This window comes from Chryseobacterium antibioticum (assembly GCF_012927325.1).
In the GTDB taxonomy this organism is placed as follows: domain Bacteria; phylum Bacteroidota; class Bacteroidia; order Flavobacteriales; family Weeksellaceae; genus Chryseobacterium; species Chryseobacterium antibioticum.
This window is the reverse complement of record NZ_JABBGI010000002.1, coordinates 198135-217911: the sequence shown is the minus strand read 5'-3', so window position 1 is coordinate 217911 and position 19777 is coordinate 198135. Positions and strand designations below refer to the sequence as shown.

Genomic DNA, 19777 nt, shown 5'->3' with positions numbered 1-19777 from the left:
CCACAGTTTAAAACAATGAAACCGAATTTTTTAACACTTCATCATTATTATCATCATCTCTGCTAAGACGGAATTGGTTGATATAAACATGTGTTAAAATCAAAATAATTAAAACCGTCTGAGTAAACAGACGGTTTTTTTGTTTTCCGAATTCTTCCCGGAAAATATCCAACAGATCAGTTTTTATTTACTCAGACCCCAAAAACAATACAATGAGTAAATTAAAAATTGCGATCCAGAAAAGCGGCAGGCTTTACGAAGAATCCCTACAGCTCCTCAAAGACTGTGGTATTTTCGTCAACAACGGAAAAGACCAGCTTAAAGTCTCCGTAGATAACTTTCCAATGGAGATCATGTATCTCAGAAATTCAGACATTCCCCAATACCTCGAAGATGGAGTGGTAGACGTCGCCATTGTTGGCGAAAATCTTTTAGCCGAAAAACAGAAAAACATCCAGATTGTTGAGAAACTGGGATTCTCAAAATGCAGGGTTTCCTTAGCCGTTCCCAAAGAAGTGGAGACTAATGATCTCTCCTACTTTCAGGGCAGAAAAATTGCAACTTCTTATCCCAATACCCTTAAAAATTTTCTCGAACAAAAAGGAATCAAGTCCGATATCCACATCATTTCCGGGTCAGTTGAAATAGCCCCGAATATCGGACTTGCAGATGGTATTTGTGATATCGTAAGCTCCGGAAGTACCTTATTTAAAAACGGATTGAGGGAGACGATCACCATTCTGAAATCAGAAGCGGTTCTGGCAAAAACGTCTGTACTTAATCCTGAGAAAGAGGCGATTCTCAATAAATTTCTGTTTCGCATTCAGTCTGTTTTAAGAGCAAAAAATACAAAGTATATCCTGATGAATGTTCCCAATGAAAAGATCAAAGCTATTGCTTCTGTCCTTCCTGTTTTGAAAAGTCCTACCGTAATTCCTTTGGCAGAAAAAGGCTGGAGCAGCATTCATTCAGTGATTGATGAAGAAAGATTTTGGGACGTCATTGATGAGCTGAAAGAAAACGGAGCACAGGACATTCTTATTATTCCAATCGATAAAATGGTCATTTAATTATGAAAATATACAGATATCCAGAAAGAGAAACTTGGCCAGATCTTGTAAAAAGACCGGTTTTTAAACGTGAAGAAATCTCCGGACTGATTGAGGAAATATTTGCAGCCGTAGAAAAAGACGGTGACAATGCATTGATTCAGTTTAATAAGAAATTTGACAAGGCAGTAACTCCAGAAATTGCGGTTTCAGAAGTTGAATGGCAAAATGTCGAAAATGAAATTCCTGAAGCGTTAAAGAAAGCCATCAGACAGGCAAAAGAGAATATTTCAAAATTTCACGCTGCCCAAATAACAGAGACTGAAAAAATTGAAACTACAAAAGGAGTAACCTGCTGGCGGGAAAGCAGAGCGGTAGAAAAAGTAGGAATCTATATTCCGGGGGGGACTGCTCCCTTGTTTTCAACAGTTCTCATGCTTGCTGTACCTGCAAATCTGGCAGGATGCAAGGAGATTATCCTTTGTACACCACCCGATAGCAATGGGAATATCAATCCTGCTATTCTGTTCACTGCCAAACTTTGTGGTATTACTAAAATATTCAAAACGGGTGGAGCACAGGCTATTGCAGCGATGACTTTAGGGACAGTAAGTATTCCGAAGGTTTATAAAATTTTCGGACCAGGAAACCAGTTTGTTGTTGCTGCTAAGGAATATGCGCAGCGTTATGGTGTAGCTATTGACATGCCAGCGGGACCAAGCGAAGTTCTTGTGATTGCAGACAGTCAGGCAGTTCCTGATTTTTGTGCCGCAGACCTTCTGTCACAGGCGGAACACGGAAGCGATAGCCAGGTGGTCTTTATCACTACAGATCTCAAAATTTTCACCGAAACCATTGAAGCTGTCGAAAAACAGGTGGCAAAGCTTCCAAGAAATGAGATGGCTCGTCAGGCTCTGGATCACAGTCTTTTTATTCTGATCAATTCTGTTGAGGAAGCTTTAGAATTCAGCAATCTGTATGCCCCGGAACACCTGATCCTGGCTTTGGAAGATTTTGAGAAGTCTATTCCGATGATTGAAAATGCAGGATCTGTCTTCCTGGGAAATTATTCCTGTGAAAGCGCAGGAGATTATGCAAGCGGAACCAATCATACCTTACCTACGAATGCTTATGCAAAGAACTACAGCGGGGTTTCTCTCGACAGTTTTGTCAAGAAAATTACATTCCAGCACCTTTCCAGGGAAGGTCTTAAAAACATAGGAAAAACAATAGAAATAATGGCCGAGGCCGAAGGTCTTATCGCCCACAAAAATGCAGTATCTATCAGATTAAAATAATACAATGAAAAAATTCAATATCAACAGTTTAGTAAGAAAGAATATAGTAAAGCTACAGCCTTATATCAGTTTCAGGGATCATAATGAGTTCAATGCTCCGGTATTGCTGGACGCTAATGAATGTCCGTTCGGGGAATTCAACAGGTATCCGGATTCGTCTCAGAAAAAGCTTAAAAATAAATTAGCAAGCCTTAAAAATCTTTCTCCGGCGCAGATCGCCATAGGAAATGGAAGTGATGAATTGATCGATTTAATCATTAAAATCTTCTGTGAGCCTAAAAAAGATGCCATTCTGATGATGAATCCTTCTTTTGCGATGTACGGTTTTTATGCCGCAGTCAATGAAAATGAAGTGGTAAAACTGGATCTGGATGAAAATTTTGAAATTGTAAAAGATGACTTTCTAAAGGTCACTCAGGAACGTCAGATTAAAATTTTCTTCCTGTGTTCTCCCAATAATCCAACCGGAAACAGTGTGAAGGATATCGAGTTTTTCATTCAGAATTTTGATGGTATTGTTGTCATCGATGAAGCTTACATAGAATTTTCAGAAAACAGATCGGGAATTGAGTTACTTGCCCAATATCCTAATGTAATTGTCCTTCAGACTTTTTCAAAAGCTTGGGGAACAGCGGGAGCAAGGGTAGGAACGGCCTATGCTTCTGAGGAAATCATCCGTTTTATCAATACCGTAAAAGCACCTTATAACGTCAACACTCTGAGCCAGGAGCTTATTCTAAACCTATTGGAGGATGAGAACAAACTCAAAGAAAACGTTGAAAATGTCTTAAAGGAAAGAGAATGGTTAAAAGAAGAGTTTAAAAAGATAGATTGTATTGAAAAGGTATTTCCGACAGACGCCAATTTCTTCCTGATTAAAATGCGGGACGGTAAAAAAGTATATGAGAAGATGCTTGAAGAAGAAGTTTTAACCAGTCAAAGAGCACCTGCAATTCCAAACTGCATCAGGATCAATGTAGGAACCCGTGAGGAAAATGAAAAATTAATCAATGTTTTAAAAGGAATAGCATCATGAAAAAAGTATTGTTCATAGACCGTGACGGAACACTTATCGTAGAACCGCCGGTAGATTTCCAGGTGGATTCGTTGGAAAAGCTTGAGTTTTATCCCGGAGTTTTCCAGAACCTTTCCAAAATCGTCAGAGAAATGGATTACGAACTGGTGATGGTGACTAATCAGGACGGTTTGGGAACTGAAAGTTTTCCCTTTGAAGATTTTATAAAACCTCAGGAAAAAATGTTGAAAACATTCGAAAATGAAGGCATTATTTTCAGCGATATTCTGATCGATAAAAGCTTCGAACATGAAAATCTCCCGACCAGAAAACCGGGAATCGGGATGCTTTCAAAATATATGTATGGAAGTTATGATCTTGAAAACTCCTATGTAATTGGTGATCGAAGTACAGATGTTCAACTAGCTAAAAACATGGGAACTCAATCTATTTTCCTCAATGAAAGCTTTAACGAGAATGCGACGCTCAGTACAGACAGCTGGAACGGTATTTATTCATTTTTAAAACAGGAATCCAGAAAGGCTAAAGTCTACAGAAAAACCAATGAAACCGAAATCGATATTGAAATAGACCTTAACGGAAACGGAACTTCTGAAATTTCGACGGGACTTCATTTTTTTGATCACATGTTGGAACAGATTTCAAAACATGGAAATTTGGATTTAAAAATAAAAGTCAATGGAGATCTTCAGGTCGATGAGCACCACACCATTGAAGATACGGGAATTGCTTTGGGAGAGGCCTTTTTAAAAGCATTGGGAAATAAAAAAGGAATTGAAAGATATGGTTTTCTGCTTCCTATGGATGATTGTCTGGCCCAGGCGGCGATTGATTTCGGAGGCAGACCCTGGTTGGTTTGGGATGTGGATTTCAAAAGAGAAAAAATAGGGGATGTTCCTACAGAAATGTTTATTCACTTTTTCAAGTCATTTACAGATTCTTCGAGATCCAATCTGAATATCAAAGCAGAAGGTAGCAATGAACACCACAAAATAGAAGCTGTTTTTAAAGCATTTGCGAAAGCTGTTAAAATAGCGGTAAATCAGTCAGATAGCAATTATAATTTACCATCAACCAAAGGAAGCTTATAAGATGATTGCATTAATAAAATATAACGGAGGAAATGTGAGTTCAGTTCAAAATGCACTGGCACGATTGAATATTGAATCCATAGTTACCGATGATCCCGAACTGATTCTGAAAGCTGATAAAGTTATTTTTCCGGGAGTAGGAGAAGCTTCATCAACAATGAAAGTATTGAAAGAAAAAGGCCTTGATCTGCTTATTCCTGACTTGAAACAACCTGTTCTGGGCATTTGTCTGGGCATGCAGCTGATGTGCGGTGATAATGAAGAAGGAAATGTAAGAGGAATGGGAATTTTTGATGTTGATGTTAAAAGATTTCCACCTGAAGACCTGGTTCCCCATATGGGTTGGAATACCATATCTAATCTTAAAAGTCCATTATTTTCAGGAATTGAGGAAAATAGCGATGTGTATTTTGTTCACAGTTATTATTGTGGTCTGGCAGATGCTACAGTGGCGGGATGTCGGTATATTTTGCCGTTTAGTGCTTCGCTACAGAGAGATAATTTTTTTGCCGTACAGTTTCACCCGGAAAAATCAGGGACGGTGGGCAGTAAGATATTAAACAACTTTATTAAATTATAAATGATGAAAATTATTCCAGCCATTGATATTATTGACGGAAAATGTGTGCGCCTTTCAAAAGGAGATTATACCACAAAAAAAATATACAGTGAAGATCCGGTAGAAATTGCTAAGGAATTTGAAAGTTACGGAATTCAGTTTCTTCACCTTGTAGACCTGGACGGAGCCAGATCTAAACATATTGTGAACCAGAAAGTACTGGAGAATATTTCTAGGGAAACATCACTTCATATCGATTTTGGAGGCGGGTTAAAAGCGGGAAACGATATAGAAACTGCTTTTAATTCTGGAGCAAAGCAGATCACGCTTGGGAGTATTGCTGTTCAGGATCCGGAATTCTGCCTGGAAATGATCAAAAAGTATGGGAGCGAAAAGATTATTCTTGGAGCTGATTGCGAAAACAGAAAAATAAAAACGTCAGGGTGGCAGGAAGAAAGTAGCTTGGATATTATTGATTTTCTTTTGAATTATCAGGAAAAAGGAATACTTCAGACCATATGCACTGATATTTCAAAGGACGGAATGCTGGAAGGCCCTTCAACAGATCTGTACAAAGAGATTCTGGATAAAACAACGGTAAAACTTACAGCCAGTGGCGGTATTTCATGTATGGAGGATGTTTATAGCATGAAGGAAATCGGATGTTCGGGAACCATTATAGGAAAGGCCATTTACGAGGGGAAAATACAATTACAACAACTTCAGGAATTTATTGAAAATGCTTAAAAAAAGAATTATTCCATGTCTGGATATTAAAGACGGAACGACGGTCAAAGGCGTCAATTTTGAAGGTTTACGCAATGCCGGAGACCCTATAGAACTTGCCGTGAAATATGAGCAGGAAGGTGCTGATGAACTGGTTTTTCTGGATATTACAGCTACATTGGAAGACCGAAAAACATTTGTTGGTTTGGTGAAAGATATTGCACGAAACCTGAGTATCCCTTTTACAGTTGGAGGAGGGATTTCCTCTGCAGAAGATGTCAGGAAACTTCTGGAAGCCGGAGCAGACAAGATCAGCATTAATTCTTCGGCTGTTAAAAATCCACAACTGATTCATGAACTTTCAAAAGAATTTGGAAGCCAGTGCATCGTTGTAGCCATAGACACGAGGTTGACCCATGGATCAGACCTTGTCTATGTAAGAGGAGGAAAAGTAGCCACCAACCTGAACACAATAGAGTGGGCGAAAGATGTGGTATCTTTAGGTGCAGGGGAGATTCTTTTGACCTCCATGGATGGTGACGGGACCAAAAATGGATTCGATATCCGTATCACGAAGCTGGTTTCTGAGGCCGTAAGCATTCCTGTAATTGCATCAGGAGGAGCGGGAAGAGCCAGTGACTTTGTTCAGGTATTTAATGAGACAAAAGCCACAGGTGCATTGGCAGCCAGTATTTTCCACTTTAATGAAGTGCCTGTTCAAGAATTAAAAAAACAATTAAGAACTCAAAAAATTTCCGTACGATGAAAATAGATTTTGAAAAAAGTAATGGCCTTGTTCCGGTAATTATTCAGGACAGCAGAACGCAACAGGTATTGATGCTTGGCTACATGAATGAAGAGGCTTTTGAAAAAACAGAAAAAGAAGGCGTTGTCACCTTTTTCAGCCGTTCCAAAAACCGTCTTTGGACCAAAGGAGAAGAATCAGGTAATTTTTTAACGGTAAAAAACATAAATATAGACTGTGACCAGGATACGATCTTAATCCAGGCAGTGCCTAAAAATACAGTCTGCCACACCGGAAGTTTCAGCTGTTTTGGTGAAAAAGATAACAAAGGCTTCCTGTATGAGTTGGAAGCGAAAATAGCCGATAGAATTGATCGCAAGACCGAAGGTTCTTACACTTATTCCCTTTATCAGAGAGGAATCAATAAAATGGCTCAGAAAGTAGGCGAGGAGGCCGTAGAATTGGTTATTGAAGCGAAAGACAGCAATGATGATCTGTTCAAAAATGAAGCCGCCGATTTACTGTATCACTTTTTGATTTTGCTCAAAGCGAAAGGATTTTCTATGGAGAATATAGAGGAAGTTCTTCGGAGTAGGGATCAATAAGCAGAAAGGATGATCACATACGGAAGTCATTCAATAAAAAAGCAGGAAGTCATTCTTCCTGCCATATAATTTAGATATAAATATTTAGATTATCTTTCAATCAGAATTTTTCGTACCGCCGTCTGCCCATCAGCTTTAATAACACCGATGTAGGCTCCTTCAGGCAGCCCTGAAACATTAATTTTTGTTTCATTGTCCTTTTTTAAAAGTACCTTTCCGGAAAGCTCTGTAATTTCAAAGCTGAACTCTTTGATATGCGTATCCGGAAGTTCGATATTAACGGTATCTTTCGACGGGTTAGGGTAGATAGATACAGCTTCAAGAGCATGAGAGGAAACAGTTTCTTTTGTGTTCATCACAAGTGAACTGACGGAAGTAGCAACGGCAAAATGTTGTAAAGCGCCTACGGTTGCTTTTCCTATTTTGAAAATATAAACAGGGTCTGTATTGGCAAAGGTATCATTGGAAGTGTGCGGATAGCTGCTTCTTATTTTTTCAAAAAAGCCCGTGATGATTTCACCTTTTCTTTCAAAAGGAATGTAATCTGTATCTTCTGCCGGATCTACAGCCGTCTGAAGTGGAGAGTACAGGGTTGTACAGTTTCTAAGCTGTTGGGTTACTGCTGCGGCTGCCGCATTATTACTTGTAGGTCCCGCCTGATCCTGGTCGCAGTAAACCGTATTATTGTTATTGCCCATAACGCCTCCTACCTGATCAAGATTAAATACCAACTTGATATCCAATACCCTTGTTCCATTCTGGTAGGCCACATTATTCACATAATGGGTGCTTCCTCTCAATCCCTGCTCCTCACCGGAGAAATGGATGAATTTAATTGAATACTCTGTAGGAACATTTCTTAAGATCCTTGCGGCCTCTAAGATGATAGAAGTTCCACTGCCGTTGTCATTCACTCCAGGACCGTTAATGCTGTCAAAATGTCCGCAGATGATTACGTATTTATTAGGATAAACCGTTCCTGTCTTGGTAATCACCAGATTTTTAGAACTTGTACTTCCAAAGGTGAAAGGATCCTCTACGATCTGGCTGGCAGAATATCCATAGGAAATGTATTTATTTTTTATCCATGTTAATGCACTGGCATTATTGGTAGAACCGGTTGTTTTGATTCCAAGATTAGAGAACTGCTGCAAGTTCGTGGTAATATTGGTCTGTGAAACCAGATTGGCCCTGTCCTGATAAGCCTGAATAAAACTCTGAGCTTTACTGCTGGATACTGCCAGAAGAACCGACAGAATGGTGATTGTTTTTTTCATGTTAATTATATTTATGATGAAGTGGTTGGTGATAAAACTGAATTGTAAAAAGTCCCAGTTTAAAAGCCAGGGCCTAATCATAATCATTTATTTCTCTATAATGATCTTTCTTGTAACGCTGGAACCTTCCGTCTTTACAGTACAGAGATAAACGCCATTTTCTAAACGTGAAATGTTAATCTGAGCCTTATTGTCTTCTTTCAACATAGAAAGTCCTGCCAAATCAGTGATTTCAACACTAAAGTTTTTTGTTCTTAAATCCGGCAGTTCAATATTTAAAACATCTTTTGCTGGATTTGGATATACTTTTACTGATTCCAATGTCTGTAGAGGCTTTTCCTTAGACGCAGAAATAGCAGAAACCGTTGAAGATGCCGTTGAAAAGTGCTGCATTGCTCCTACGGCAGCTTTGGCTACTTTAAATACATAGACAGGATCTACATTGGCAAATGTGTCATTAACCGTATGCTCATTATAACTTCTGGTATATTCATAAAAACCTGTGATCACATCTCCCTTTTTTTCAAAAGGCATATAATCAGATGAATAGGCATTAGAAATGCTGGTCTGAAGAGGAGAGTACAGCGTAGTACATGTTGCCAGCTGCTGTGTTATGGTATTGGAAGCTGCATTATTTCCTGACTGGCCAGCAGTATCTCTTTCGCAGATAATCTTATTGTTAACATTTCCGATCTTACCACCTACCTGGTCAAGATTAAATACCAATTTAATATCCAGCTTTCGTACGCCGCTTTGGAACTCAACGTTATTGGCATAATGAGAACTTCCATACAGCCCCTGTTCTTCTCCGGAGAAATGAATAAACTTGATAGAGTATTCTGTAGGAACATCCTTTAAAATTCTGGCCACTTCTAAAATAACAGAAGTCCCGCTACCGTTATCACTTGTGCCTGGACCAGTAACGGTATCATAATGTCCGCAGATGATTACATACTTATTAGGGTAAACGGTTCCTGTTTTGGTAATTACCAGATTCTTTGAACTGGTACTCCCAAAAGTGAAAGGATCTTCCACGACCTGACTGGCAGAATATCCAAAGGAAGTGTACTTGTTTTTGATCCAGGTCAGGGTATTGGCATTATTTACAGATCCGGTAGTTTTAATTCCTAAATTGGAAAATTGCTGCAGATTGTTGGTAATGTTGGTTTGAGTAACCTGGTCTGCCCTGTTCTTATAAGCTTGAATGAGGGTCTGGGCACTGACGTTTCCGACCGCTAACGCAGTGCATAAAAATGTGGTAAGTTTTTTCATATTAAATATTTTGGATGGGTGTGTGATTGCTTATGTTGATGGGTGATTATTTTTCTATAATGATTTTTCTGGTTATGGTATTTTTATCTGATTTTACGGTCACAATATACGCTCCATTAGTAAGCGACGAGGTATTCATTCTCTTTTCGTTTTCAGCATTCAGCAGCAATCTCCCATTCATATCACTGATCTCAACTTTAAAGTTTTTATCATCCTTTGGCAGCTCTATATTAATGAAATCATGCGCCGGATTAGGATAGATCCTGACTGTTTCCAATGAATTTTCAGCATGTACATCTTCCGTTGCTAAAGTAATGGTTGAAGCGCCTGCAAAGTGCTGTAAAGCACCTAAAGCCGCCTTTCCGGTATTAAAAACGTAGATAGGATCTACATTGGCAAAAGTATCATTGACGGTATGCTCATTATAACTTCTTGTTGTTTCGTAAAAACCTGTAATAATATCACCTTTGTTTTCAAATGGCATATAATCCGAATTAAATGCATTGGACATAGTCGTCTGAAGCGGAGAATATAATGTGGTACAGGTAGCTAACTGTTGCGTCATCGCCAATGAAGCTGCGTTATTTCCGGTTTGTCCGCTCTGATCGCTTTCACACTTGATATTATTGTTTAAATTTCCCAGTTGTCCTCCTACCTGATCGATATTGAATACAACTTTCAGATTGAGCTGACGCACATTATTCTGAAAAACAACATTATTTACATAATGTGTACTTCCCAAAAGATTCTGTTCCTCACCGGAAAAATGAATAAATTTCACAGAATATTCTGTAGGGACATCTTTTAAAATTCTGGCCGCTTCAAGCAGGATAGATGTTCCGCTGCCATTATCACTTACTCCCGGGCCGTTAACCGTATCATAATGCCCACAAATGATTACATAAGTGTTAGGGTAGACGGTTCCTGTTTTGGTGATAATTAAATTTTTTGAAGTATTGCCATTATACGTGAAACTATCTTCTGTGATCTGGCTTGCATCGTACCCGTAAGACTGATATTTTGCTTTAAGCCAATTCAGTGCATTGGTGTTTTCTGCAGAGCCGGTTGTTTTTATACCTAGGTTCCCAAAACCCTGAAGGTTGGCGGTAATATTGGCCTGAGATACTTTATTTACTCTGGTCTGGTAAGCCTGTATAAAATTCTGACCCTGAAGGCTATAAGCTGATAAAGAAAGGAGTAAAATAGTCGTTATTTTTTTCACTTTTAACTAAATTTTTATAGATTTAATAATTCAACAAATGTAGATAATAAAAATCAATTTTATTTTATGCAAAAAGGAAAAATTCTCTAATATATCCTTATTTTTTTTAATAAGTTTAAAAGGGCGAAATTTAATCTGCAGTACGTGATTTTTAATGAAAAAAAGTTACAAAATGGGAGGCACAAAAAAATCCCGAGCAAAGCCCGGGATTATATTGATAACAAAAAATTCTACATTATTTTACTTGATCTACAACTGCTTTGAAAGCTTCAGGGTGATTCATTGCTAAATCTGCTAAAACTTTTCTGTTAAGCTCAACGTTGTTCTTTTTAAGAGCTCCCATAAATTGAGAGTAAGACATTCCATGCTCTCTGGCACCCGCGTTGATACGAGTAATCCAAAGTGATCTGAAATTTCTCTTTTTCTCTTTTCTTCCACGGTAAGCATATTGCATTGCTTTTTCTACCGCGTTTTTAGCTACAGTCCAAACGTTCTTTCTTCTACCGAAAAAACCTTTAGCTTGCTTAATAATTTTCTTTCTGCGAGCTCTTGAAGCTACTGCATTTACTGATCTTGGCATAATTTAAATTGTTTTTTTGAAAAGGGCGGAATTTTTTAATTTAGAATTAAAAGTTAATAATGAAAAATCTTAATTATTATCTTTTCATTATTCATTCACTTAGTGGCACCGTTTCAGGGTTAAATTGTTGAATTTGTTTGAATTCTTATAAACCGAATATAGATTTATAAAAACTACTTAATTGCTAATTGACGTTTAACACTTTTCTCGTCCACTTTTGCAACATAAGAAGTTTGCGTAAGATTTCTCTTTTGCTTAGTTTCTTTCTTTGTCAAGATGTGGCTTTTGAAAGCATTTTTTCTTTTAATCTTACCAGTTCCGGTAAGTTTAAAACGCTTTTTAGCACCTGATTTCGTTTTTAATTTTGGCATTGTTCTGCTTTTTTATTGTTTTGTTATCAATATCTTGTTCTTGATTCCTCGTAATACTTAGGAATTACAGTTGGCAAAGATACAAAAAAAACATCAATCTTTTCCCCGTACCATGGATTTTATAATAATTTCTTTAGCCGTAGGAGCTTTGATATTTTCATTTGTCAGAATGGGGTAGAGGATTTTGCAAATCGAACTGCAGATATCTGTACCTGCAGTTCGATTGATATCATATTGAAAATTAAATTCTATGATTTGAAGAACTCCAACAGGTCTTTATTAATCGTTGCAGCTTCTGTAGTTGGCATCCCATGAGGAAATCCCGGGTATGTAATCAATTTCCCGTTTTTAACAAGTTGAGCCGCTACTACACCAGTAATTTCATAGGGAACAATCTGATCATCTTCGCCATGTAATACCAATACCGGCACCTCTACACTTTTAAGATCTTCTGTGAAATCGGTTTCAGAAAAAGCCTTGATACAATCGTAATGAGCCTTGATAGAACCCATCATTCCCTGTCTCCACCAGTTTCTGCGGATTCCTTCAGATTCTTTGGCTCCTTCTCTGTTATAACCGTAGAATGCCATTGAAAAATCTACAAAATACTGCGGTCTCTGAGTGGCTGTATTTTGACGGATTTCATCAAAAACAGACATTGGGATCCCGTTGGGATTGTTTTCAGTTTTAATCATAATAGGTGTTACTGCACTTATTAAAACAGCTTTTGAAGCTCTTCCCTTGCTATGTTGTGCTACATATCTGATTACTTCACCACCACCTGTAGAATGCCCTACATGAATGACATCTTTTAAATCCAGCGCTGTAACGATTTCTGCAACATCAGATGCATAAGTGTCCATATCATGTCCGTCAGCGGTTTGTGTAGATCTCCCATGACCTCTTCTGTCGTGTGCAATGACACGGTAACCCTGCTCTAAGAAGAATAACATCTGTGCATCCCAATCGTCACTGGATAATGGCCATCCATGGTGAAAGAATACCGGTTGTCCTTTTCCCCAGTCTTTATAATAAATCTCCGTTCCGTCTTGTAATGTAAGTGTACTCATTGTTTTTTTTTAAAAGTTATTAATAATATAACGAATAGTATTGTTTATTATTTACAATACAAAGGTATATCAATATCTTTCATGGGGTATTGATGTAGGATAATATTTAATAATAACTTAATAAAATTTCAAAACAAAAAAAACCTCAAAATACTTTGAGGTTTTATATGATAGGAAACAGACGCTGGGTCTGCTAAAACTATTTAGCTGGTTTTTTAGGACTCATCATCATAATCATTCTTTTTCCTTCAAGCTTTGGCAGCTGATCTACCTTTCCTACGTGCTCCAGTTCCTGGGCAAGTTTTAGAAGAAGGATCTCTCCCTGGTCTTTAAAGATAATTGAACGTCCCTTAAAAAAAACGTAGGTTTTCAATTTAGAACCTTCTTCAAGGAATTTTTCAGCATGTTTCTTCTTAAATTCATAATCATGGTCGTCAGTCTGAGGTCCGAAACGGATCTCTTTTACCACCACTTTTATTTGTTTGGCTTTAAGTTCTTTCTGCTTTTTCTTTTGCTCATATAAGAATTTTTTGTATTCTAATATTCTTGCAATAAACGGTTCTGCCTTATCGGAAATTACTACCAGATCCAATTCTTGTTCTGCAGCAAATTGTCTTGCTTTATCGATTGGATAAATTCCCGGCTCTACGTTATCGCCCACTAAACGAAGCTCTCTCACACGAATTTTATCGTTGATCAAGTGTAGGTCCTCCTGTACAGGACGTCTCTGTGGGCCCCTGTTGTTAAATCTTTGTGCTATTGTATTAAATTTTATTGGTTAACTTTCTATTTAGCAATATTATATTGCTGCTTCTTTCTTAAAATAATTGACGAAATCTTCCATATTCATCACTCCCAGATCTCCTTCTCCACGTCTTCTTACAGAAATCGTGCCGTCATTCTCTTCATTTTCACCTACAACAAGCATGAACGGGATCTTCTTCAATTCTGCATCACGGATTTTTTTACCCGTTTTCTCATTTCTGTCGTCAATCAGACCGCTAATATCGTGATTTTCTAAAAATTGTGAAACTTTTTTTGCATAATTTACGTATTTTTCACTGATCGGTAAAATAATAAACTGATCAGGGCTTAGCCATAATGGGAAATCTCCTGCCGTATTCTCTAATAAGATCGCGATAAAACGTTCCATAGAACCAAATGGAGCTCTGTGGATCATTACCGGTCTGTGTTTCTCATTATCGTTTCCAATATAGTGGAGATCAAATCTTTCCGGTAAGTTATAGTCAACCTGGATTGTTCCAAGCTGCCATTTTCTTCCCAATGCATCTTTCACCATGAAATCCAGTTTCGGACCGTAGAATGCAGCTTCGCCATATTCTACAATTGTTTTCAAACCTTTTTTCTCTGCCGCGTTGATGATCGCGTTTTCGGCTTTTTCCCAATTTTCATCAGAACCGATATATTTTTCTCTGTTATCAGGATCTCTTAACGAAACCTGAGTAACAAAATCTTCAAAACCTAATGATTTAAAAACATAAAGCGTTAAATCAATTACTTTTTCAAATTCCTCTGAAAGCTGATCCGGAGTACAGAAAAGGTGAGCATCATCCTGAGTAAATCCACGAACTCTTGTCAGCCCGTGAAGCTCTCCACTTTGCTCATATCTGTAAACAGTACCAAATTCTGCATATCTCTTTGGAAGATCCCTGTAGCTCCATTGTGAAGTTTTGTAGATTTCACAGTGGTGAGGGCAGTTCATTGGCTTCAGCATGAATTCTTCTCCTTCATTTGGAGTTTTGATAGGCTGGAAGCTGTCTGCTCCATATTTATCCCAGTGTCCTGAGGTTACATACAATTCTTTTGAACCGATATGCGGTGACATTACAAATTCGTAACCTCCTTTTTTCTGAGCATCAGAAAGGAAATTTTCTAATTTTCTTCTCAAAGCAGTACCTTTTGGCAACCATAACGGAAGACCTGCACCCACTTTTTCAGAGAAAGCGAAAATTCCTAATTCTTTACCTAGTTTTCTGTGATCTCTTCTTTTGGCTTCTTCCAGTCTTTCAAGATATTCAGTAAGCTCTTTCTGTTTAGGGAAAGAAATACCATAAACTCTTGTCAGCTGAGGATTTTTTTCATTACCTCTCCAGTATGCTCCGGCTGCATTTAAAATCTTAACAGCTTTTACAATATTGGTGTTTGGAATATGCCCCCCACGACATAAGTCTGTGAAATCATCATGCGTTACAAAAGTAATCTCGCCATCATTAAGATTCGTGATCAATTCAACTTTGTAAGGATTATCGGCGTATGTTTTTAATGCTTCTTCTTTAGAAACAGGGTATAATGAGAAGGTTGAACCTTTTTTAGCATTTTCCAATACTTTCTTTTCAATTTTCTCAAAATCTTTTTCAGATAAATTTTCGTCTCCGAAATCTACATCATAATAGAATCCGCTTTCTATGGCCGGACCGATGGTCAACTTAGCATTGGGATAAAATTCAAGGATCGCCTGCGCCAAAAGGTGAGCCGAAGAATGCCAAAAGGCTTTTTTTCCAAGATCATCATTCCAGGTTAACAATTGTATCGTTGAATCCGTGGTTATAGGTGTGGTGGTTTCTACTTGTTTGCCGTTTACAACTGCGGAGATGGTATTTCTAGCCAATCCCTCGCTTATAGATTTTGCCACATCTAAAGGAGTAACTTCTCCCTCAAATTCTTTGACACTATTGTCTGGAAGTGTAATTTTTATCATTGTTTACTAAGGAATTTTAAGATGCAAAAATACGCATTTTTTAGTTAATATGCTATATTTAAAGTATATTTGAAATAAGAATTACGGTTGAATCTTGAAAATTAGATTTGTGATTTTAAATGTATTCATTCTTACCCTAATTTTTTCACAGAGAAATAGCCTTATATTTAGTGTTTTCCAATAAAAAGGCTCTGAAATAGGGATGATCTGTCTATGTGAAATTCAATAGAGATTCGAAAAAAAGAAATGATAAGATGTACGATGATATGAAAAACTTTAATATTGACCTGCACTGTGATCTACTGTGCCATTTATTAAGCCCGGGCGCTACAATTGATGATAAAGAACTGGGCTGTTCGCTCCCTTATTTAAAAGAGGGAAATGTAAAACTCCAGGTAATGGCCATATACTCAGCGACTGGCGCCAACAGTACGGTGGATGCCGCCAAACAGAGTGATCTATTTTCAGAGATGCTGAAAAATGAAAACTTCTTCTTGTTTGAAGGAGAAAACTACAAAAATCAGGAAAATGAAAACAGGGTAGGCGTCATTGCTTCTATTGAAAATGCGTCTGGTTTTTGCGGAGAAGATGAGCCTTTAGAATCAGGATTTAAAAACCTGGAAGCCATCATTGAAAAGACACAGAAAATTCTTTATCTGGGAATTACCCACCATACAGAAAACCGTTTTGGAGGCGGGAATAATTCTGAAGCGGGATTGAAAGAAGATGGAAAAGTTCTGTTAGATTATATTTCAGACAGAAAAATTCCTATTGATCTCGCCCACACAAGCGATCAGCTGGCCTATGGTATTCTTAATTATATTGATCAGAAAAATTACACCATTCCTATTCTGGCAAGCCATTCCAACTACCGGACAGTTCATGACAAAAACAGGAATCTTCCGGATGAACTGGCCAAAGAAATTATTAAAAGAAAAGGTCTGATAGGCCTTAATTTTATCCGAAACTGTGTAGATGAAACCAATCCGGAAAAACTATACGAACATATTCAGTACGGACTGGATTTGGGAGGAGAAGATGCTATTGCCTACGGTGCCGATTTTTTCTATTGCAAAAACCACCCTGATAAATCACGTTATCCTTTTTTCTTTGAAGGATATGATGATGCAGCAGCACTGAATGCAATCAACAGCAGAATTGAAAAGAATTTTTCTCCTGAAATCATGGAAAAGATCAGTTATAAAAATGCTTTGAAATTTATAGAAAGTATTTGATAGGCACTGGTGGCTTGTGAACTTGCACGGCCACCAGTTTTTAGCTTTTCCTTTTATACCGTACTTTCTGTTTGATAATTTCAATCACATCCACATTTTTTACTTTAGATTGTACCCATCCATGGATGTCAATATAAAACAGTGATCTCCTATAATATTCGTTTTTAGAAAATCCTTCAAGGACTTCATCGAAAGCTTCAAATGATTTCTGTTGTTTATTTAAAACCAAGTTGTTGATGTTCTTAAAAAACTGAATGCTTTCAAAATGAAAGGCTTCGGGTTTTTTCATTTTTTTTGCAAATTTCAGCGTTGAGTTGATAAACTCATCATAATCTTCATCATTTCCGGATTCATATTTGGCCATTAAAATGAGCATTCTTGTATGGAAAAGAAGATCTTCCTGTACGTTTCCTTTGCATTCAACCACCTTCATCGAATATTCAATGGATTTTTCAAAGTTTTTACTTCCGAAAAACATCGCGGCCATTTTCAGGTAAAGGATCATAAAGTGGTGTTCATCAATTCTTTCCCGAAGCCTTTCCATTTTAAGTTCAATTTCAGGAATAAGCTTTGTGCCTGCAAAAAATTCACCTTTTATAAAATGAATATTCATTAAAGTATTGTAGTGGGTAAGGAAAATTAAAGCCTGAAGATTTTCATTCTGGGCAAAATTCTCAGCGTTGACGGTTGTATTGAAATTCTCGAAATGTTCTTCCAGAATATCAATATTTCCATATAGAAACAGGATTTTAAGCAGGTACGTATTCCCTTTGATATACCACACCGGATGGCTAAAGATCATCTCTGGTTTTTTATGGAAAAGGTCTACCCATTGGTAGGCGTATTTTAAGGTGTATTTGTAATCCTGAAGCAACTGATTTTTCCACACATGAGCTTTGAAATACCATAGTTTTTCCGTGAAATTCAGTTTTTCCAGTTTTATTTTTTTGATTTGATCATTAAAAAGTTCCAGTACTTTCTCACGGTCCGTATCATTTTTTACATAGCCATACGTCAGCATTTCACTGTACAATTTCAGGGAAAGATTGGAAAGTTCCGTTGCATAATGATTCTGTCGGCTAATCTCTGTAGATTGCTCAATAAGTTCATCAGCCCGCCCTTTTATACTTCGGGTAATGAACTGCGACTCAATTACTTTTTCAAGATCGATGATTTCGGAAGCAATACTTTTCTCATCCAGTTCCAGGGCAGACTGTTTGGTTTTGTCCAATATTTTTAAAGCCTGCTTGTAAAGACCTTTTTGGTACAGGATATTAGCAAAATCCAACTGTTCCCGAAGTTGTATCCTGTAATTCTGATGGCTTGGATTCATTCTGAGGCTCACCAGAATCTGCTTATACAGATGGGCCTTCAGGTTGGAAAGCTGCTGTTTGGTGGAAATTTTTTTCTCAATGATAATGTGCTCATCATATTCCTTCATCTTATCCAGTTCCGAGAAGAGGAGCAGAAATTTAGCATCAACATTAATTCCAAGACGATTCACGTACAGCTTGAACTGTCGTTTTTCAGAAGTGGCTAATGACTTAATCAGGACAAACAAAAAATCTTTCTGCAATTCTGCCATTGTAAATTTGTAAAATATAATTTATTGATTATTAAATGAATATGGTTATTTTGCCAGCCTTTGAATATTGTAATTTTCAGAACAAATGAAAACAAAAAAATATTGTAAGCAGTAGTTTTGATCAAAATTAAGTAAAAAACTTCATTATGAATTCCGAAAAAATCGAAATTTTTGATACTACGCTGAGGGATGGGGAACAGGTTCCTGGATGTAAACTGAATACGAAACAAAAACTAATGATAGCAGAAAGACTCGATAAGCTAGGGATTGATGTAATAGAAGCAGGTTTTCCAATTTCAAGCCCTGGAGATTTTGAATCCGTTTCAGAAATTTCAAAACTGGTAAAAAATGCCAAAGTTTGCGGACTGACGAGAGCCAATAAAAAAGATATAGATGTAGCCGCTGAAGCGCTAAGATTTGCAAAAAGGCCACGTATCCATACCGGAATCGGAACTTCAGATTCTCATATTAAATATAAATTCAATTCAACAAGGGAAGATATTCTTGAACGAGCTGTAGAAGCTGTAAAATATGCCAAAAGTTATGTGGAAGATGTAGAATTTTATGCAGAAGATGCGGGAAGAACAGATAATGCCTACCTGGCAAAGGTTTGTGAAGAAGTGATCAAAGCCGGAGCTACAGTCCTGAATATCCCAGATACTACCGGTTATTGCCTTCCTGAAGAATACGGCCAAAAAATAAAATACCTGAAGGAAAATGTAAGAGGCATTGAAAAAGCAGTTTTATCATGTCATTGTCACAATGATTTGGGATTGGCTACGGCCAATTCAATTGCCGGAGCTGTCAACGGGGCACGTCAGATCGAATGTACAATCAACGGGTTAGGAGAAAGAGCCGGAAATACTGCTCTGGAAGAAGTCGTCATGATTTTAAAGCAGCATAAAGACTTACATCTTTACACAGACATTGACTCAAGAATGCTTAATGAAATGAGTTTGATGGTTTCTGACCTGATGGGAATGCCGGTGCAGCCGAATAAAGCCATTGTCGGAGCTAATGCTTTTGCCCATAGCTCAGGAATTCATCAGGATGGTGTCATTAAAAACAGGGAAACGTATGAAATTATAGATCCTGCAGAAGTAGGGGTCAATGCTTCATCCATTATTCTTACAGCAAGAAGCGGGCGTTCTGCCTTGGCTTACCGGTTTAAACATATCGGTTATGATATCACCAAAGATGAGCTTGATTACCTGTATCAGGAGTTTTTAAAAATTGCTGATATGAAAAAAGAAGTGAAAAATGATGATTTGTATATGATGATTGAAACCAGCAGCCGAAAAATAGGATAGTAATTGATTTTAAAATCAAGGAAAATT

19 protein-coding genes are annotated in these 19777 nt (G+C 37.6%); 10 read left to right on the top strand and 9 right to left on the bottom strand.

All coding sequences use genetic code 11. From position 1 onward, the window contains the following. Positions 1–212 precede the first annotated feature (212 nt). From hisG to hisIE, 8 genes are read left to right on the top strand one after another with little or no spacing between them, the layout of a single operon-like run. Complete coding sequence (hisG, locus tag HHL23_RS02575) at positions 213–1070, top strand: ATP phosphoribosyltransferase (protein WP_169233252.1); 858 nt, start codon at positions 213–215, stop codon at positions 1068–1070. 2 nt (positions 1071–1072) lie between these two features. Further along, positions 1073–2347, top strand: a complete 1275-nt coding sequence (hisD, locus tag HHL23_RS02570) for a histidinol dehydrogenase (RefSeq protein WP_169233251.1) — start codon at positions 1073–1075, stop codon at positions 2345–2347. 4 nt (positions 2348–2351) lie between these two features. Continuing rightward, positions 2352–3383 carry a histidinol-phosphate transaminase gene (gene hisC / locus HHL23_RS02565; protein WP_169233250.1) on the top strand — a complete coding sequence of 344 codons (1032 nt, stop codon included), beginning with the start codon at positions 2352–2354 and terminating at the stop codon, positions 3381–3383. Further along, the gene (hisB, locus tag HHL23_RS02560; RefSeq protein ID WP_169233249.1) at positions 3380–4474 is read left to right on the top strand and encodes a bifunctional histidinol-phosphatase/imidazoleglycerol-phosphate dehydratase HisB; all 1095 of its coding nucleotides are present in this window, start codon (positions 3380–3382) and stop codon (positions 4472–4474) included. Before hisC ends, hisB begins: the two co-directional genes overlap by 4 nt. Position 4475: 1 nt before the next feature. Further along, positions 4476–5054: an imidazole glycerol phosphate synthase subunit HisH gene (gene hisH, locus HHL23_RS02555; protein WP_169233248.1), complete on the top strand. Its 579-nt coding sequence runs from the start codon at positions 4476–4478 to the stop codon at positions 5052–5054. A 3-nt stretch (positions 5055–5057) separates the two neighbouring features. Next, positions 5058–5780 carry a 1-(5-phosphoribosyl)-5-[(5-phosphoribosylamino)methylideneamino]imidazole-4-carboxamide isomerase gene (gene hisA, locus HHL23_RS02550; RefSeq protein WP_169233247.1) on the top strand — a complete coding sequence of 241 codons (723 nt, stop codon included), beginning with the start codon at positions 5058–5060 and terminating at the stop codon, positions 5778–5780. After that, on the top strand, positions 5773–6525 hold the full coding sequence (gene hisF / locus HHL23_RS02545) for an imidazole glycerol phosphate synthase subunit HisF (protein ID WP_169233246.1): 753 nt from the start codon (positions 5773–5775) through the stop codon (positions 6523–6525). The genes hisA and hisF overlap by 8 nt, the downstream gene beginning before the upstream one ends. Beyond that, positions 6522–7109 (top strand): bifunctional phosphoribosyl-AMP cyclohydrolase/phosphoribosyl-ATP diphosphatase HisIE, encoded by a 588-nt coding sequence (gene hisIE, locus HHL23_RS02540; RefSeq protein WP_169233245.1) that lies wholly within the window; start codon positions 6522–6524, stop codon positions 7107–7109. The genes hisF and hisIE overlap by 4 nt, the downstream gene beginning before the upstream one ends. Positions 7110–7198: 89 nt before the next feature. On the opposite strand, the gene HHL23_RS02535 is transcribed toward hisIE, so the two are convergent. The 8 genes from HHL23_RS02535 to thrS all read right to left on the bottom strand — a co-directional run bounded on the left by HHL23_RS02535 (position 7199) and on the right by thrS (position 15620). Continuing rightward, positions 7199–8386, bottom strand: coding sequence for a M28 family peptidase (locus tag HHL23_RS02535; RefSeq protein WP_169233244.1), 1188 nt, complete (start codon positions 8384–8386; stop codon positions 7199–7201). Between the two features lie 87 nt (positions 8387–8473). Beyond that, positions 8474–9658, bottom strand: a complete 1185-nt coding sequence (locus HHL23_RS02530) for a M28 family peptidase (RefSeq protein WP_169233243.1) — start codon at positions 9656–9658, stop codon at positions 8474–8476. A 46-nt stretch (positions 9659–9704) separates the two neighbouring features. Beyond that, positions 9705–10880, bottom strand: a complete 1176-nt coding sequence (locus HHL23_RS02525; protein ID WP_169233242.1) for a M28 family peptidase — start codon at positions 10878–10880, stop codon at positions 9705–9707. 235 nt (positions 10881–11115) lie between these two features. Next, the gene (gene rplT, locus HHL23_RS02520) at positions 11116–11460 is read right to left on the bottom strand and encodes a 50S ribosomal protein L20 (protein ID WP_034705993.1); all 345 of its coding nucleotides are present in this window, start codon (positions 11458–11460) and stop codon (positions 11116–11118) included. 173 nt (positions 11461–11633) lie between these two features. Then, complete coding sequence (gene rpmI, locus HHL23_RS02515) at positions 11634–11831, bottom strand: 50S ribosomal protein L35 (RefSeq protein WP_034711140.1); 198 nt, start codon at positions 11829–11831, stop codon at positions 11634–11636. Positions 11832–12079: 248 nt separating this feature from the next. Further along, positions 12080–12901 (bottom strand): alpha/beta fold hydrolase, encoded by an 822-nt coding sequence (locus tag HHL23_RS02510; protein WP_169233241.1) that lies wholly within the window; start codon positions 12899–12901, stop codon positions 12080–12082. Positions 12902–13100: 199 nt separating this feature from the next. Beyond that, entirely contained in the window at positions 13101–13601 is a 501-nt protein-coding gene (gene infC / locus HHL23_RS02505; RefSeq protein WP_185194848.1) for a translation initiation factor IF-3, read from the bottom strand. 99 nt (positions 13602–13700) lie between these two features. Further along, positions 13701–15620 (bottom strand): threonine--tRNA ligase, encoded by a 1920-nt coding sequence (gene thrS, locus HHL23_RS02500; protein ID WP_169233240.1) that lies wholly within the window; start codon positions 15618–15620, stop codon positions 13701–13703. A gap of 266 nt (positions 15621–15886) precedes the next feature. Here thrS and HHL23_RS02495 point away from each other — a divergent pair, with 266 nt between their 5' ends. Next, complete coding sequence (locus HHL23_RS02495; RefSeq protein WP_169233239.1) at positions 15887–16855, top strand: dipeptidase; 969 nt, start codon at positions 15887–15889, stop codon at positions 16853–16855. Positions 16856–16895: 40 nt separating this feature from the next. Here HHL23_RS02495 and HHL23_RS02490 read toward each other — a convergent pair whose 3' ends face one another. Continuing rightward, complete coding sequence (locus HHL23_RS02490) at positions 16896–18440, bottom strand: hypothetical protein (protein WP_169233238.1); 1545 nt, start codon at positions 18438–18440, stop codon at positions 16896–16898. Between the two features lie 146 nt (positions 18441–18586). Here HHL23_RS02490 and HHL23_RS02485 point away from each other — a divergent pair, with 146 nt between their 5' ends. Continuing rightward, entirely contained in the window at positions 18587–19750 is a 1164-nt protein-coding gene (locus HHL23_RS02485) for a 2-isopropylmalate synthase (RefSeq protein WP_169233237.1), read from the top strand. Positions 19751–19777 lie beyond the last annotated feature (27 nt).

What these genes read in the sequence shown, in the direction of transcription:
- HHL23_RS02495 (WP_169233239.1), top strand. Translation starts at nt 15,887, where the DNA reads ATGAAAAACTTTAATATTGACCTGCACTGTGATCTACTGTGCCATTTA.
- rpmI (WP_034711140.1), bottom strand. Translation starts at nt 11,831, where the DNA reads ATGCCAAAATTAAAAACGAAATCAGGTGCTAAAAAGCGTTTTAAACTT.
- hisIE (WP_169233245.1), top strand. Translation starts at nt 6,522, where the DNA reads ATGAAAATAGATTTTGAAAAAAGTAATGGCCTTGTTCCGGTAATTATT.
- HHL23_RS02535 (WP_169233244.1), bottom strand. Translation starts at nt 8,386, where the DNA reads ATGAAAAAAACAATCACCATTCTGTCGGTTCTTCTGGCAGTATCCAGC.
- rplT (WP_034705993.1), bottom strand. Translation starts at nt 11,460, where the DNA reads ATGCCAAGATCAGTAAATGCAGTAGCTTCAAGAGCTCGCAGAAAGAAA.
- hisF (WP_169233246.1), top strand. Translation starts at nt 5,773, where the DNA reads ATGCTTAAAAAAAGAATTATTCCATGTCTGGATATTAAAGACGGAACG.
- hisD (WP_169233251.1), top strand. Translation starts at nt 1,073, where the DNA reads ATGAAAATATACAGATATCCAGAAAGAGAAACTTGGCCAGATCTTGTA.
- hisA (WP_169233247.1), top strand. Translation starts at nt 5,058, where the DNA reads ATGAAAATTATTCCAGCCATTGATATTATTGACGGAAAATGTGTGCGC.
- hisC (WP_169233250.1), top strand. Translation starts at nt 2,352, where the DNA reads ATGAAAAAATTCAATATCAACAGTTTAGTAAGAAAGAATATAGTAAAG.
- HHL23_RS02485 (WP_169233237.1), top strand. Translation starts at nt 18,587, where the DNA reads ATGAATTCCGAAAAAATCGAAATTTTTGATACTACGCTGAGGGATGGG.
- hisG (WP_169233252.1), top strand. Translation starts at nt 213, where the DNA reads ATGAGTAAATTAAAAATTGCGATCCAGAAAAGCGGCAGGCTTTACGAA.
- thrS (WP_169233240.1), bottom strand. Translation starts at nt 15,620, where the DNA reads ATGATAAAAATTACACTTCCAGACAATAGTGTCAAAGAATTTGAGGGA.
- HHL23_RS02530 (WP_169233243.1), bottom strand. Translation starts at nt 9,658, where the DNA reads ATGAAAAAACTTACCACATTTTTATGCACTGCGTTAGCGGTCGGAAAC.
- hisH (WP_169233248.1), top strand. Translation starts at nt 4,476, where the DNA reads ATGATTGCATTAATAAAATATAACGGAGGAAATGTGAGTTCAGTTCAA.
- HHL23_RS02510 (WP_169233241.1), bottom strand. Translation starts at nt 12,901, where the DNA reads ATGAGTACACTTACATTACAAGACGGAACGGAGATTTATTATAAAGAC.
- HHL23_RS02490 (WP_169233238.1), bottom strand. Translation starts at nt 18,440, where the DNA reads ATGGCAGAATTGCAGAAAGATTTTTTGTTTGTCCTGATTAAGTCATTA.
- hisB (WP_169233249.1), top strand. Translation starts at nt 3,380, where the DNA reads ATGAAAAAAGTATTGTTCATAGACCGTGACGGAACACTTATCGTAGAA.